We start from the raw sequence: 13,987 nt of genomic DNA on the forward strand, positions 1-13,987 counted from the left end.
CACCGGAGCGCGACCTCCGGGCGGTCCTTCCCGAGCGCCGCCAGCGCCAGCACCCCGCAGACGAGCCACGCGCCGTCGTACTGGCCATGGAGCGCCAGCCGCATCAGCACCAGCCAGCAGAGCAGCCCCACCGCCCAGCGGCCTCCCGCCGGGAGCCCGTCCAGCAGCCGCAGCGCCGCGTAGAGCGCCATGTGCGCGAAGAGCAGCAGGTACAGCAGACACACCTGCCCGAAGGCCAGGGGCGACATCGGCACCCACTCGCCCACGAGCGCCAGGGGCAGGAAGAGCACCAGCGCCCCGGGCGGATACACGTACGGCACGTCCAGCCACTGGTCGATGGCCTGCCGGTAGGGGATGCCCTCGCGCAGCTCGCCCAGCGGCGCGGTGTAGAGGGCCTGGAGCCCGCGATGCAGCCCCACCCAGACCACGTACGGGTGGCGCACGTGGTCGGTGTAGCCCTCCTTCAGCGTCCCCCGCGACGTCACCCCGGACAGGGGAACGGCGGACAGCACGAGGAGCGACAGCAGGGTGAGCAGCCCCCACCGCGCGGCGGGGTGTCGGACGAGGATGCCGGGGCCTTCCATGGGGGGCGAAACAAACCCCGCCCGGGGCCCGCGCTCAATCCTCGGGGACCTCCGCGGGATGCGCCCCCACGGGACGCCGTCACTCCAGGTTCACGGCTCCCGCGCCGGAAGTGAATGTCTGTGTATGGGCTGTGGCTCTCAAGACAGGCGTTATCTGCGTCAGGCGATATCTGCCGCCGCCAGGGACTCCAATGGCAGGCGTTAAATGCCGTGAGCCGTTGCTCGCGGGGCGGGAGAGCGAAACAGTCCAGTGAGGGTGGATTGAACGCGTTAAAAGGCTTGTTACGAGATTTCTGCTATCGATTTGTTTTTGATGATGTTATGTCCAATACCCGTCGGTCGCGGTGCGTCCATCCGCCGTCAGGACCGCCGTGGGCCGGGTTTCAGAGGGGGAGACATGGGTAGAGACTGTCGCGGTACCGGAAGCACTCGATGACCGCCTGAACAGCTTCCGCTGGACCGGGGCATGGCTGAGCACGCGCCAGCTCCTCCAGCGGGTTGCAATCCATTGACAGAAAACCCCGTGGCCGGTCTGGACGTGATTCCAGGACGGACCGCCATGGGCTCCGCCAGCACTCGACGGCCCTTTGCCCGGGCCCCGCGCGCGCTGGCGCTGACGGACACATATCCATTGAAGGAAGCGGCCCTGCTATGTGCGGATTCATTGGCGTCTACCAGCGTTCCCCCTCCGGCTTCGACGAGCGCGGCCTCATCACCGCGCTGACCACCCTCCACCACCGCGGCCCCGACGAGCGCAGCCTGTGGCATGACCCGGCTGGCCGCGCGGTCCTGGGCCACGTCCGGCTGAGCATCATCGGCCTGGACAACGGCCGGCAGCCCATCGTCGCGGACGAGGGGGACATCGCGCTGGTGGTCAACGGCGAGCTCTATGATCACGAGCGGATCCGCCGCGAGCTCCAGGCGCTCGGCTGCCAGTTCAAGACGGACTCCGACAGTGAGATTGCCCTGCACCTGTACCGCCGCTCCGGCCTGGCGGGCCTGAAGCAGCTGCGCGGCGAGTTCGCCATCCTGCTCTTCGACCGGCAGCGCCGCCTGATGCTGGCGGTGCGCGACCGCATGGGCATCAAGCCCATGTTCTACGCGCAGCACCGGGGCGCCTGGTACTTCGCGTCGGAGATTAAAGCGCTGCTGGCCGCGGGCGTCCCGGCGGAGTGGGACGAGCACGCGTACGCGAGCCGCGCCTTCTACCTGCGCGATCACACCCTCTTCAAGGGCGTGAAGAGCGTGCAGCCCGGGTGCTGGGTGATGGCGGACAGCGGCGGCCTGCACCACGGCCGCTACTGGGACATGGAGTTCGCCCGCCAGGACGCGCCGGACCCCGCGGACGAGCAGGGCATGGTGGAGGCCATCCGCGCCGCGGTGGAGCAGTCCGTGCGCCTGCGCCTGCGCGCGGACGTGCCCATGGGCGTCTACCTGAGCGGCGGCATTGATTCCTCCGCCATGCTGGGCGTGGCCACGCAGCTGTCCGGCCAGCCGCTGGACGCGTTCAACCTGTCCTTCACGGACATGGACGACTACGACGAGAACAAGTTCGCGCGGCTGGCCGCGGAGCACAACGGCGCGCGCTTCCACACCGTGGCCGTGTCGCAGGACGACCTGGCGGACCACTTCGAGCAGGCGCTCTGGCACAACGAGACGCCGTTCTTCAACGCGCACGGCGTGGCCAAGTACATCCTCAGTGAGACGGTGCGCGACGCCGGCATGAAGGTCGTCCTCACCGGCGAGGGCGCCGACGAGGTCTTCGCCGGCTACCCGCACTTCCGCCGCGACATGCTGCTCTACAACCCGGAGCGGCAGGACCCGGCGCTCGTCACCAAGCTGCGCCAGCGCATCCAGGAGAGCGAGAACGGCTACGTCCAGCCCGACATGCCCCAGGACATCCACTGGATGGTGCAGCAGCTGTCCCACGGCGTGTCCTGGCTGGACAACCAGGCCGGCTGGTTCAAGGCGCTGGAGGCGCTCTACCGCCCGGACTTCCGCGAGCAGTTCGCGGGCAGCGACCCCTACCGCCAGTTCTACGACCGGTTGGACCACCGCAACCTGGAGGGGCGCGACCCCGTCCACAAGTCCATGTACCTGTGGGCCAAGTCCTACCTGCCCAACTTCGTGCTCACCACGCTGGGGGACCGCATGGAGATGGCCCACAGCATCGAGGGCCGGGTGCCGCTGCTGGACCACCACGTGGTGGAGCTGGCGTGCCAGATGCCCGTCTGGATGAAGGTGCGCGGCTCCACGGAGAAGTACGTCTTCCGCGAGGCCATGCGGCCGTACCTGCCGGACGCCCTCTACAAGCGCAAGAAGCACTACTTCCGCGCGCCGCCCGCCACGCTCCAGCAGAAGGGCCGGCTGTACCAGCTGGTGCGCGACGTGCTGAACGGCTCGGAGCTGGACGCGCTGCCCTTCTTCGACCCCGCCCGCGTGCGCAACCTGCTGGAGAAGCTGCCCACGCTGAGCGCGCATGAGCAGGGCCTGCTGGACCCGATGCTGATGGAGCTGACCAGCCTGTGCCTGTTGCAGAACCGGTACTCGCTGCGCTCCTCCGTCAGCCAGCCCCTGTGGAGCGCCCGCGAGGAGGCGGCATGAGGGTCGCCATCATCGGCGCGGGCCTCAACGGGCTGGCCTGCGCCGTCATGCTCAAGCGGCTGGGCGTGGACTGCGTCGTCTTCGAGCGCGGCACGGGGCCCCGGGACTCCGGGACGGGCATCTACGTCTGGCCCCAGGCCATGCAGGTGCTGCGCTTCGTGCTCAAGGACCGCGCCTTCCTCTCCCGGGGGCAGCCCATCGAGTTCCTGGACACGCACGACAAGCACGGGCGGCTGGTCCACAGCCAGCCGGTGCGCCGGCCGGGCTGGGCTGCCCGCGCCCGCGATGATGTTCCTGCGCACGGAGCTGTTCCGCCTGCTCGCGGACCGCCTGGACGAGGACGACATCCACTACGGCATGGGCTGCGAGTCGCTGGAGAACGTGGGCGACCAGGTGCGCCTCACCTTCACCAACGGCCACCGCTTCGACTTCGACCTCGCGGTGGGCGCGGACGGCGTGTCGTCCACGACGCGCGCCTTCGTCAACCCGGGGCTCGTGCCCCATGACACGGGCCTCGTCGCCAGCCGGGGCGTGGTGAAGTTCGACTCGCCGCTGCTGCAGTCGGACCGCTGTCAGATCTTCGCGTCGCGGCACTCGCGCGTGGTGACGTACCCGCTCAACAAGGCCACGTCGCTGCGCTACTGGTTCGCCGCCTACCAGCACCGCGACCAGCCGCTGCTGGACCGGCAGGGGCTGCTGGAGCTGTTCGCGCCGCTGCCCCAGGACCTCCTGCGGATGATTGGCCAGACGCCCGAGCAGGACATCCTCACCCACAAGCTCAAGGCGCTGACGGGCGAGGGCCAGTGGTTCCGCGGCCGGGTGGTGCTCCTGGGCGACAGCATCCACGCGATGCTGCCCACCCTGGGCTACGGGCTGACGCTGGGCCTGGAGAACGGCTTCATGCTGGCGCAGGCCCTGGTGGGGCACTGCGACGCGGACCTGACGGCGGCGCTCCAGCGCTATGAAATCCGCGCCGCGCGGCGCTCGCGGGAGATGCTCCAGGTGATGAACGACTTCACCCGGCTCTACTACTTCGAGCCGGAGGGAGAGGTGTCCCCCGCGAGGCTCGCGCCCATCGTCCAGCGCTTCCAGCAGCTGGCCCAGAGCACGGTGTTCTAGATGGACTCCACGACGGAAGAGTTCCGGGGGCGGGTGCGCGCCTTCGTCAACGACCACGTGCGGCCCCACGTGGACGCGTGGGAGCGCGAAGGGGCCTACCCGCTGGAGCTCTGGCGGCAGGCGGGCAGGGCGGGCCTGCTGTCGCTGGGGCACTCCCCGGAGCGGCTCCCGGACGACCCGGGCCGGCTGGCGGTGCTGGTGGAGGAGCTGACCCTGGGCGGCGCGCAGGGCATCACCATGGGGCTCGGGTCGCACTTCGTCAGCCTCAAGGCGGTGCAGGGCGCCGACGCGGCGGTGGCGGCCCGGGTGGTGCCCTCCGTGCTCCGGGGCGACCAGGGCATCGTGCTCGCGCTGACCGAACCCCAGGCGGGCTCCGACCTGCGCGGCTTCGAGTGCCGCGCCGAGCCCCACGGCGACGGCCACCGGCTCACCGGCGACAAGCGCTTCATCTGCAACGGCGGCCGCGCGGACCTGCTGCTGGTGGGCGCGCTGCTGGACGGGGCCCTGGGGCTGTTCCTGGTGGAGGGCAACGCCCCGGGCCTGAGCCACGAACGCCTGGCGTGCCTGGGCTGGCGCTGCCTGCCGCTCGCGGCCCTGCGCTTCGAGTCCACGCCCGCGCGCCTCCTCCTCCACGGCCGCGAGGCGGGCCGGCTGCTCCAGCAGTGCCTGCAACAGGAGCGGCTGAACCTGGCGGTGATGGCCCTGGCGTCCGCGGAGCTGGCCCTGCGCGACACCGTGGAGCACTGCCGCGCGCGGCGCGTGGGCACCGAGGCGCTCCTGGACAAGTCCGTGCTGCGCCAGCGCCTGGCGGAGCGGCACTCGGAGTTGAGCGTGGCGCGCGTCTTCGTGGAGCAGGCGGTGCGCTGGCAGGCGGAAGGACAGCTCACCGCGGCGCGGGCCGCCATCGCGAAGAACACCGCCGTGGACGTGCTGGAGCGGGTGGCCCACGACGCGGTGCAGCTGCACGGCGCGCACGGCTGCGTCGAACCCTCGCGCGTGGAGCGCATCTACCGCGACGCGCGCCTGCTGGGCATTGGCGGCGGCGCCCGGGAAGTCATGCTGGACATCATCGGACGGACCCTGTGACGAACGACAAAACGACGGACCTGAGCGAGCACGCCCAGGCGCACTCCCGCGCCCTCTTGGAGCACGCCTACCAGCGCTACTGCGGCCTGGAGCTGCTGGAGCAGCGCCCCGGCTACTGCAAGTGCCGCCTGCGCGTCACGGAGGCCATCGACAACCTCAGCCACACGCTGCACGGCGGGGTCATCTACTCCATGCTGGACGTGGTCAGCATGCTGGCCACGCTGCCCATGCTGGGGCCGGACGAGTACGCGCTCACCAGCAACTTCAACGCGATGATGCTGTCCGCCACGCCCCTGGGCACGCTGGTGGAGTTCGAGGCCACCGTGCTGCGCGGCGGCAGAAACCTCATCTTCACCCAGAGCCACGCCTGGAAGCTGGCCGCGGATGGAGCGCGCACGCAGGTGGCCTCCGCGCAGCTGAGCAAGCTGCGCATGCGCCACGACTGGCAGGCGAACGCCCGCAAGGGCTGACGTTTCCTCCAGGCCGCTTCAGCCGCCGCGCTTCGCCTGGGCGCCCAGGTTCCACCCGGGCTCGTCCGCGAAGCGCCGCGCCAGGAAGTCCATCCACGCGCCCACCTTCGGCGTGACGGTGCGCCCCTGCGCGTGCACGGCCCAGATGGACAGGTCCGGGAGCGTGTGGTCGTCCAGCACCTCCACGAGCTGTCCGTCCCGCAGCTCCTCCCACACCGCGAAGAGGGGGAACTGCGCGATGCCGGCGTGGCCCAGCACCGCCGTCTTCAGGGCCAGGCTGCTGTTGGCCTTCAGCGTGCCGGTGGTCTCCACCAGGGACTCCACGTCCCCCGGCCCGCGCAGGCGCCACGCGGTGCCGGAGGCCAGGTACGTGTACTGGAGGCAGCGGTGCTGGCGCAGGTCCTCCGGCCGGTGCGGCGTGCCGTGCCGGTGGAGGTACGCGGGCGTCGCGCAGATGACGCGGCGGCTGGAGGCCAGCTTCCGCGCGAGCAGCGACGAGTCCGGCAGCTGCGCGATGCGGATGCACGCGTCGAAGCCCTGCTCCACCAGGTCCACCACCCGGTCATCCAGCTGGATGTCCAACTCAATCTCCGGGTAGCGCTCCAGGAACTCCGGCATCGCCGGCAGCACCCGCATCAGCCCGAAGGACATGGGGATGCTCACGCGCAAGGGGCCGCGCGGCTTGCGGCGCAACAGCAGCACCTCCGCCTTCGCCGCCTCCAGCTCCTGCGTCATCCGCTGACACCGCGCCGCCAGCGCCCGGCCCTCCGCCGTCGGCGACAGCTTGCGCGTGGTGCGCTGCAACAGCCGCACGCCCAGCGCCTCCTCCAGCGCCATCACCTGCTTGCTGACGGTCGCCTTGGACAGCCCCAACGAGCGGGCCGCCACCGTGAAGCTGCCGGTGCGCACCACCTCCGCGAACGTGAAATACGGCGCCACCTGCTCCATGGGGATTGGTCACCTCCAGGAAACAATCCTTTTCCAACTGACGCGTAGTGTCCAGACGTCAACGGGCTCTATAGGAAAGTCATGGATTTCCAACGCACGGTGTCCCCGGGCCTCGCGGCGCTGCTCCTGGCCGCGCTGTCCTGCACCTCGCAGCCCGGTGACGTGCCGCGCGCGCAGCCGGCGGTGCTTGCGTCCATGGTGCTGGCGTCCACGGCGCCGGAGCCGTCCTTCCGGCTGCCCGCGCGCAAGGGGCCTCGCCCGGAGACGACAGACGCGCCGCCGGGGACGCCGCTGGCGCACCGCCAGCTGAGCCAGCTTGCGCCTCCCGCGATGCAGGAGCGCCTGTTCACGCGCGCCGCCGCGCTGCCGGACGTGCGGGTGGCGCCCAGCGGCACTCTCCGTGCCGGGCGCGCGCGCCTTCTGGCTGCGGCCGGAGGCGTCCCGGGGTCCTCGCGCGGCGTTCCAGGTGGGGACGGAGTTCGCGCACATCCACCCGGCGGAGGACGGCAGCCTGCACCTGACGTTCCCGCCGGAGACGGCGCGGCGGGTGTTCCAGCAGGGCTGGGGCATGCCGCATCCGCGCTCCGGGACGCCCATGCTCTTTGGGCCGCGCGACGAGGCCGAGCTTGAAGTCGTGTGGCAACTGCTGCTGCGCTCCTACGCCTGGGCCCACGACGGCCAGGACGTGGGCGTGACGGTCGAATGACACCAACCTGAACGTGAGAAGAGGCACACCATGAAGATCCTTGTGACGGGCGCGACGGGCTACATCGGCGGGGCGGTCGTGGACGCGCTCAAGCACGCGGGCCACCAGGTCCTGGGGCTGGCGCGCTCCGAAGACGCGCGCAACAAGCTCACCGCCCGCGGCATCCAGGCGGTGGCGGGCGACCTCGAGGACACGAAGGGGCTGGCCGCGCTGGTGAAGGACCTGGACGCGGTCGTCTGGACGGCCACGACCAACAGCGAGGCCGTGGACGCGCCCGCCGTCGCGGCGGTGCTGGACGCGCTCCAGGGCACGAACAAGGCGTTCGTCTACACCAGCGGCGTCTGGGTGCACGGCGACACGCAGGGCGTCGTCACGGAGGACTCGCCGCTCGCCGCGGCGGCGCTGGTGGCCTGGCGCCCGGCGGTGGAGCAGCGCACGCTGAACACGCCGGGCGTGCGCGGCGTCGTCATCCGCCCGGGCATCGTCTACGGACGCGCCGTGGGCATCCCCTCCATGCTCACCGCCTCCGCGAAGCAGGACGGCGCGGCCCGCTTCGTGGGCACCGGTGAGAACCACTGGCCGGTGGTGTTCGTGGAGGACCTGGCGGACCTCTACGTGCGCGCCGTGGAGAAGGCCCCCGCGGGGACCGTGCTGGTCGCCGTGCAGGGCCCGGCCGTGAAGCTCAAGGACATCGCCCAGGCGGCGAGCGAGGGCGCGGGCGCGGGCGGCAAGACGGTGGCGTGGCCCCTGGAGGAGGCGCGCAAGCAGTTCGGCGCGTTCGCGGACGCGCTGGCGCTGGACCAGCGCTTCTCCGCCCAGAAGGCGCAGGCGCTGCTGGGCTGGACGCCCAAGGGCCCCGGCATCATCGACGAGCTGCGCAGCGGCTCCTACGCGCAACGCTGACACCGGCACCGAGGACCCGTCGCGCGCCGGGCCGAGGAAGCGGCGCGCGCCGGGGCAGTCATGACGTGACGCCGGCCCTGGAGCCAGGGCGCGGGGGTGGGGCCCGCGCGTGAAGGACGCCGGCCCGCAATCCCAGACACACCCGCCCAGGTCACCGGACACCGCGCACCCCGCGGTGCACGGGAGACGTGCGCGCGAAAGACACCACGCAGCAACTCGAGGGGGCCATCATGCAGGCAGGACTGGAAGCAATCGGAGTCGCCGTACCGGATACCTACGTGGAGCTCGCGGACCTGGCCATGGCGCGCGGCGTGGCGCCGGGCAAGTACGTGGAGGGCCTGGGGGTGACGCGCATGGGCGTGCCCCTGGTGGACGAGGACACCGTGACGCTGGCGTCCCGCGCGGCGCGCATGGCGCTGGAGTCCGCGGGCTGCTCGCCGGAGGACGTGGGCCTGCTGGTGGTGGGCACGGAGACGGCGGTGGACCACTCCAAGCCGGTGGCCTCCTACGTCCAGGGCCTGCTGGGGCTGTCCACGCGCTGCCGCATCTTCGAGACGAAGCACGCCTGCTACGGCGGCACCGCGGCGCTGCAGCTGGCGCTCGACTGGGTGCGCTCCGGCAGCGCGAAGGGCCGCAAGGCGCTCATCGTGTGCTCGGACATCGCCCGCTACGGCGTGGGCACGCCGGGCGAGCCCACGCAGGGCGCCGGCGCGGTGGCGATGCTGGTGTCGGACACGCCCGCGCTGCTGGCCCTGGAGGCGGGCAAGACGGGCGTCTACTCCAAGGACGTGATGGACTTCTGGCGTCCGCTGTACTCGAAGGACGCGCTGGTGGACGGGCACTACTCCGTGCAGTGCTACCTGGACGCGCTGGAGGGCGCCTACCGGGCCTACCAGGAGGCCGCGGCGGAGCCGGTGGGCGAGGGCGCGTACAGCGACCGCTTCGCCGCGCTCGTCTACCACGTGCCCTACGGGAAGATGTCCCGCAAGGCGCACCGGCACCTGCGCACGCTGGACGGGGACGCCGCGCCGGACGCGAGCTTCGACCGGCTGGTGGGCAACAGCCTGGTGCTGCCGTCGCAGGTGGGCAACATCTACACGGGCTCCATGTACCTGGCGCTGGCCAGCCTCCTGTCCACGGCGCCCCAGGACCTCACCGGCCAGCGCGTGGGGCTGTTCTCCTATGGCAGCGGGTCCTGCGCGGAGTTCTTCAGCGGCGTGGTGCAGGCCGGCGCGCAGGAGCGCGTGAAGGCGCTGGGGCTGGAGGCGCGCCTCTCCCGCCGCCGCGCGCTGTCCATCCCCGAGTACGAGGACGTGATGCGCGCGCGCGAGCACCTGGACGAGCGGCCCGCCGCGGACGCCGCCGGCTCCGGCTTCCGCTACCAGGGCACGCGCGACCACAAGCGCATCTACGCCACCTGACAGGCATTCCCTTCCCCCCGTTGGAGACACTCCCCATGACGTCGCTGCTCAAGTCCCTGGCCCTCGCGGCCGCCCTCGCCGTGCCCTCGCTGGCCGGCGCCACCGCGTACGACATCCACCCGACGAACTCGTCCGCGCTCTTCTCCGTGAAGCACATGATGGTGTCCAACGTGCGCGGCTCCTTCTCCAAGGTGACGGGCACGGTGCAGCTGGACGAGAAGGACCTGACGAAGTCGTCGGTGGAGGCCGTCATCGACGCCACCACCGTCACCACCAACGACGCCTCGCGCGACGAGCACCTGCGCGGGCCGGACTTCTTCGACGTCGCGAAGTTCCCCACGCTCACGTTCAAGTCCTCGAAGGTGGAGAAGTCCGGCGACGGCCTGAAGCTGACGGGCGACCTCACCATCCGCGGCGTGAAGAAGCCCGTGGTGTTGCAGCTGGACGGCTTCGACATGGAGTCCAAGGACCCGTACGGCAACGTCAAGCGGGGCGGCACGGCCACCACGAAGATTGCCCGCAAGGACTTCGGCCTGAAGTGGAACGCCGCGCTGGAGACGGGGGGCGTGGCGGTGGGGGAGGAGGTCTCCATCACGCTGGAGATCGAGCTGGTGAAGAAGCAGCCGGCGCAGCCGGTGAAATCGGCCGCGGGCACCACGCCCTAGCCGCGTCTGGCACCGGCCTGCGGCGGTGCCGCCTTCCCAGGGAGTGGCGTCATGGCGCGGACCACCGGACATCCCCCCGCCAGCCGGCGGGTGGGGCTCGACAATCGGAGGCGGCAGTGCGCCGCCTGTGGCGGACAGGCACCTGCGGACTACCGGGCCCGCCGCAACGTGGTGACGCTCAACGGCGTCGTCGCGCTCAAGGTGCAGGTGCGGGTGTGTCACCGCGAGGGCTGTCCGCTGCGCCAGAAGGCCATCCGCGCGGAGGAGGAGGGGCTGTGGGTGCTGCCGGAGCACGAGTTCGGCCTGGACGTCATCGCCCTCATCGGGGCGCTGCGCCACCAGGAGAAGCGCAGCGTGCCCGCCATCCACGCGGCCCTGCGCGCCCGGGACGTGCCCATCTCCGAGCGCAGCGTCTCCAACCTGCTGGAGCGCTATGACGCGCTGCTGGCGCCACGCGCCCTGGACCCCGCGCGCCTCCAGGCCGTGACGCGCAGGCTGGGCCGCGTGGTGCTGGCCCTGAGCGGCCTCATCCCGGAGGCGGGCAACGCCGTGCTCTGGGTGGCGCGGGACTGTCTGTCCTCCGAGGTGCTGGCGGCCTGGAGCCTGCCGGAGCACCGGGCCGGCGAGCTGGTGGAGCAGCTCCAGGCGCTGGTGCGCGCGCTGGACGTGCCCATCGTCGGCGTCGTCTCCGACGGGCAGGACCCCGTCGTCCGGGCGGTGACGGCGGCGCTGCCGGACGTGCCGCCACCAGCTGCGGCCCTCCCACGGCCGGTTTCGATGCCGCCCTGCCCCCCGTCCACCGGCGACACGGCGTGCGAGCCGGAGCCTGGCGCCTCGGAGGACTTATCCAGGTCCTCCGAGGCGCCAGGGCCGCCGGGGCGCGGCCGGTGCGCTCCGCTGTGCATGGCCTTCGGCCTGGGCCGGACCCTGCTGCCGGAGTTGCTCGAGTTCGGCGCCAGCTGGGCGGCCCCGGGCCCGTGACCTTCCAATCCCTTTCCTCTCTCTCGCAGCCCTTCGCCATGAACCCTCTCATCCGCTGTCTCAGCGCCGCCGCGCTGCTCCTCGCCGCCCCGGAGGCCCTGGCCTCGGAGCCCGCGCCGCGTCCTCCGGCTGCGCTGCTCTATGAGACGTATGCCTACTCCGGGACCCTCAACGGGCAGCCCACCACGGTGTTCGCCCCCGCGCTCTCCGGCTCCATCGCCCTGTCGGAGCGCGTGAGCCTCAGCGCGGCCTGGCTGTTCGCCTACGCGCCGTCGCGGGCCGGAGGCCCCACCGCGTTCCAGGCGGGCAACCCGTCCGTGGGCCTGGGCGGCGTGCTGTACGACGACGGCGCGCTGAAGGTCCGCACCGGCGGCAGCCTGGTGCTGCCCTTCACGCTCATCACCGACCCGGACGACTTCGGCACGGCGCTGCTGCGGCGCGCGGCCACGCTGCGCGGCAACAGCGGCGTCAGCCTGGTGGCCCCGGGGCTCATGGGCCTGACGCCCTGGGCGGACGTGGCGCTGCGCCAGGGGCGGTGGCGCTTCGCCCTGGACGGGCGCGTCCCCATGTCCGCGCAGCTGTCGGAGAAGCGCGGCCAGCGCGTGGACGCCGTCTTCCAGGGCTCCGGCACGGCGAGCGTGGACCTCACCTCGCACGTCCTCGTGGGCTCCACCCTCCAGGCCATCTACGTCTCCACGGCGGCGGAGGGCGTGGACCCCACCTTCCTGGCGCTCATCCCCCACGTCCGGGTGTACGGCTCGGCGGGCTTCGTGGAGGGGCGGCTGGTGATGAACCTGGACGCGCCGCTGGGCTTCGCCTTCTCCGACGACGGCCTCTGGGCGGCGGCGCTGGCGCTGGGCACCACCTTCTGACGGACGCCCTGACCATGACCACCCAGACCCTCGTCGGAACCCGGCTGCGCCAGCTGGGGGATGCGCCGCTGCTGCTGTTGATCGCCACCGGCGTGCTGCTGGGCAGCATGCTCCCCATGTCCCGCGTGGCCCGCGCGGAGGGCTGGTCGCCGCTGGCGTTCGCCTTCTGGCCGGCGCTGGGCATCGGCGTGGCGCTGGCGTTCGCGGGAGCGCGCGGTTCCTCCGAGGCGCCGGAGGCAGGGCCCGTGCTGCGCTACAGCCTCATCGCCGGGGTGCTGAGCGTCGCCGTGCCCAACAGCATCACCTTCATCGTCATGCAGAGCGTGGGCACCAGCGTGACGTCCCTGGTGTACACGCTGCCGCCGCTGTTCACGTATGCCTTCGCCTGGGGCCTGGGCATCGAGCGCTACCGGCCCCTGCGGCTCGCGGGCATCGTGGTGGGCCTGGGCGGCGCGGCCCTGCTGGTGCTGGGGCGGGGCATGGCGGGGGGCTCCGGCTCCGCGTGGTGGCTGGCCCTGGCGCTCTGCACGCCCATCAGCATCGCGGCCGGCAACGTGTACCGGAAGCTGCGCATGCCCAAGGGCGCGCCCGCGAGCCTCCTGGCCGGCGGCATGCTGCTGGGCGGGGCGCTCGCGCTCCTGCCGCTGCTGGTGGCGAACGGCGGGCTGACCCGTCCCGGCATGGCGGGCTGGACGGTCATCCTGGCCCAGTGTGTCTTCACCAGCCTGGGCTACCGCGTGTACTTCCACTTCCAGCGCGTCGCGGACCCGGTGTACTTCAGCCAGTTCGGCTACGTCGTCTCCGCCACGGGCGTGCTGTCCGGGCTGCTCTTCTTCAACGAGCACCTGACGCTGCCCATGCTGCTGTCCATCGGCGTCATCCTGGCGGGCATCGCCATGGTGAACGCCCGCGCGCCCTGAAGGCCCGGGCCGTCAGGGGCTGGCGGCCACGCTGCTGCTGCACGCGGGCATCGCCGGCTGCCTGCGGCCGTGGCTGTTCTCCCTGACGATGGTGGCCTTCCACCTGGCCGCCTTCGCCGCGAGCCTTTCTTGCGCGCGCCTCCGCAGGAATTGCGCTGACGCGAGGCCTCCCCAGAGGGAAGCGGGGTTGGCGCCGTTGATGCAATGGATGGGAGCACGGTCCATGGGCCGGGAAGGAGCACGTCATGGCTGAGAACACCCAGAAGCCGATGCCGGGGTTGGAGACGCTTCGCACCCTGCGAGACGAGCTGCGGCTGAAGATGCACCTGGCGGGGATGGAGACCCGCGAGCGCTGGCGGATGCTCGAGCCGAAGGTGCGGGAGGCCGAGCAGCGGGCCGACGCGCTGACCCAGGAAGGGCAGTGGCTGGTGGATGAGGTGGTGCGGCACCTCCGTGAGCTGAACAAGGAGCTCCGCGAGCACCGGAACGGGCGCGACGCCCCGCGCGCGTGAGCGTCCGCTGTCCGCCCTGGCCGCGGAGGTCATCCATGCGCGTCCCGCACCGGGTCCTGCTCTCCTTGTGTCTGTGTCTGGGGGCGCCGGCGCGCTCGCGCAGGATGGGCTCGTGCGGCTGGGCGTGGCCTCCGGGGAGCGTGCCCGGCAGGCCTCGCGGACCGGGCTGCGCCTGCGGGAGAACGCGGAGGCGGCG

The 13,987-nt window shown here is 71.7% G+C and carries 14 protein-coding genes and 1 pseudogene; 13 read left to right on the plus strand and 2 right to left on the minus strand.

The window, feature by feature from the left end:
• Positions 1–584: glycosyltransferase 87 family protein (locus tag ACLEQD_RS21995; protein ID WP_410386436.1), on the minus strand; the 584-nt coding region annotated here is incomplete at its 3' end.
• 651 nt (positions 585–1,235) lie between these two features.
• On the opposite strand from ACLEQD_RS21995, the gene asnB reads away from it, so the two are divergent.
• The 5 genes and pseudogenes from asnB (at position 1,236) to ACLEQD_RS22020 (ending at position 5,863) form a co-directional block, all read left to right on the plus strand.
• Positions 1,236–3,188 (plus strand): asparagine synthase (glutamine-hydrolyzing), encoded by a 1,953-nt coding sequence (gene asnB / locus ACLEQD_RS22000; RefSeq protein ID WP_410386438.1) that lies wholly within the window; start codon positions 1,236–1,238, stop codon positions 3,186–3,188.
• A 47-nt stretch (positions 3,189–3,235) separates the two neighbouring features.
• Positions 3,236–3,340 (plus strand): annotated as a pseudogene (locus ACLEQD_RS22005) (hypothetical protein); the annotation flags it as partial.
• A 133-nt stretch (positions 3,341–3,473) separates the two neighbouring features.
• Positions 3,474–4,307 (plus strand): FAD-dependent monooxygenase, encoded by an 834-nt coding sequence (locus ACLEQD_RS22010; RefSeq protein WP_410386440.1) that lies wholly within the window; start codon positions 3,474–3,476, stop codon positions 4,305–4,307.
• The gene (locus tag ACLEQD_RS22015; protein ID WP_410386441.1) at positions 4,308–5,393 is read left to right on the plus strand and encodes an acyl-CoA dehydrogenase family protein; all 1,086 of its coding nucleotides are present in this window, start codon (positions 4,308–4,310) and stop codon (positions 5,391–5,393) included.
• Positions 5,390–5,863, plus strand: a complete 474-nt coding sequence (locus ACLEQD_RS22020) for a PaaI family thioesterase (RefSeq protein ID WP_410386443.1) — start codon at positions 5,390–5,392, stop codon at positions 5,861–5,863. The genes ACLEQD_RS22015 and ACLEQD_RS22020 overlap by 4 nt, the downstream gene beginning before the upstream one ends.
• Before the next feature lie 18 nt (positions 5,864–5,881).
• Here ACLEQD_RS22020 and ACLEQD_RS22025 read toward each other — a convergent pair whose 3' ends face one another.
• Positions 5,882–6,811 (minus strand): LysR family transcriptional regulator, encoded by a 930-nt coding sequence (locus ACLEQD_RS22025; protein WP_171419407.1) that lies wholly within the window; start codon positions 6,809–6,811, stop codon positions 5,882–5,884.
• A gap of 400 nt (positions 6,812–7,211) precedes the next feature.
• Between ACLEQD_RS22025 and ACLEQD_RS22030 the strand changes: the two genes are divergently transcribed.
• The 8 genes from ACLEQD_RS22030 (at position 7,212) to ACLEQD_RS22065 (ending at position 13,791) form a co-directional block, all read left to right on the plus strand.
• Entirely contained in the window at positions 7,212–7,517 is a 306-nt protein-coding gene (locus ACLEQD_RS22030) for a luciferase family protein (RefSeq protein WP_410386445.1), read from the plus strand.
• A gap of 30 nt (positions 7,518–7,547) precedes the next feature.
• Complete coding sequence (locus ACLEQD_RS22035; protein WP_410386447.1) at positions 7,548–8,420, plus strand: NAD-dependent epimerase/dehydratase family protein; 873 nt, start codon at positions 7,548–7,550, stop codon at positions 8,418–8,420.
• A gap of 188 nt (positions 8,421–8,608) precedes the next feature.
• Complete coding sequence (locus tag ACLEQD_RS22040; protein ID WP_410386449.1) at positions 8,609–9,841, plus strand: hydroxymethylglutaryl-CoA synthase; 1,233 nt, start codon at positions 8,609–8,611, stop codon at positions 9,839–9,841.
• A 35-nt stretch (positions 9,842–9,876) separates the two neighbouring features.
• Complete coding sequence (locus ACLEQD_RS22045) at positions 9,877–10,506, plus strand: YceI family protein (protein ID WP_410386450.1); 630 nt, start codon at positions 9,877–9,879, stop codon at positions 10,504–10,506.
• A gap of 51 nt (positions 10,507–10,557) precedes the next feature.
• On the plus strand, positions 10,558–11,487 hold the full coding sequence (locus tag ACLEQD_RS22050) for a hypothetical protein (RefSeq protein ID WP_410386452.1): 930 nt from the start codon (positions 10,558–10,560) through the stop codon (positions 11,485–11,487).
• Between the two features lie 38 nt (positions 11,488–11,525).
• Complete coding sequence (locus ACLEQD_RS22055; RefSeq protein ID WP_410386453.1) at positions 11,526–12,359, plus strand: hypothetical protein; 834 nt, start codon at positions 11,526–11,528, stop codon at positions 12,357–12,359.
• A 14-nt stretch (positions 12,360–12,373) separates the two neighbouring features.
• Positions 12,374–13,279 carry a DMT family transporter gene (locus ACLEQD_RS22060; protein WP_410386455.1) on the plus strand — a complete coding sequence of 302 codons (906 nt, stop codon included), beginning with the start codon at positions 12,374–12,376 and terminating at the stop codon, positions 13,277–13,279.
• A gap of 245 nt (positions 13,280–13,524) precedes the next feature.
• Entirely contained in the window at positions 13,525–13,791 is a 267-nt protein-coding gene (locus ACLEQD_RS22065; RefSeq protein ID WP_410386457.1) for a hypothetical protein, read from the plus strand.
• Positions 13,792–13,987: the final 196 nt, after the last annotated feature.

Origin of the sequence: Corallococcus sp. 4LFB, from assembly GCF_046520365.1 — a bacterium.
Classification (GTDB): Bacteria; Myxococcota; Myxococcia; order Myxococcales; family Myxococcaceae; genus Corallococcus; species Corallococcus caeni.

Bases quoted from the DNA above. Each gene is read 5' to 3' on its own strand.
- asnB (WP_410386438.1), top strand. From the start codon at position 1,236: ATGTGCGGATTCATTGGCGTCTACCAGCGTTCCCCCTCCGGCTTCGAC.
- ACLEQD_RS22010 (WP_410386440.1), top strand. From the start codon at position 3,474: ATGATGTTCCTGCGCACGGAGCTGTTCCGCCTGCTCGCGGACCGCCTG.
- ACLEQD_RS22015 (WP_410386441.1), top strand. From the start codon at position 4,308: ATGGACTCCACGACGGAAGAGTTCCGGGGGCGGGTGCGCGCCTTCGTC.
- ACLEQD_RS22025 (WP_171419407.1), bottom strand. From the start codon at position 6,811: ATGGAGCAGGTGGCGCCGTATTTCACGTTCGCGGAGGTGGTGCGCACC.
- ACLEQD_RS22035 (WP_410386447.1), top strand. From the start codon at position 7,548: ATGAAGATCCTTGTGACGGGCGCGACGGGCTACATCGGCGGGGCGGTC.
- ACLEQD_RS22045 (WP_410386450.1), top strand. From the start codon at position 9,877: ATGACGTCGCTGCTCAAGTCCCTGGCCCTCGCGGCCGCCCTCGCCGTG.
- ACLEQD_RS22050 (WP_410386452.1), top strand. From the start codon at position 10,558: ATGGCGCGGACCACCGGACATCCCCCCGCCAGCCGGCGGGTGGGGCTC.
- ACLEQD_RS22055 (WP_410386453.1), top strand. From the start codon at position 11,526: ATGAACCCTCTCATCCGCTGTCTCAGCGCCGCCGCGCTGCTCCTCGCC.
- ACLEQD_RS22060 (WP_410386455.1), top strand. From the start codon at position 12,374: ATGACCACCCAGACCCTCGTCGGAACCCGGCTGCGCCAGCTGGGGGAT.
- ACLEQD_RS22065 (WP_410386457.1), top strand. From the start codon at position 13,525: ATGGCTGAGAACACCCAGAAGCCGATGCCGGGGTTGGAGACGCTTCGC.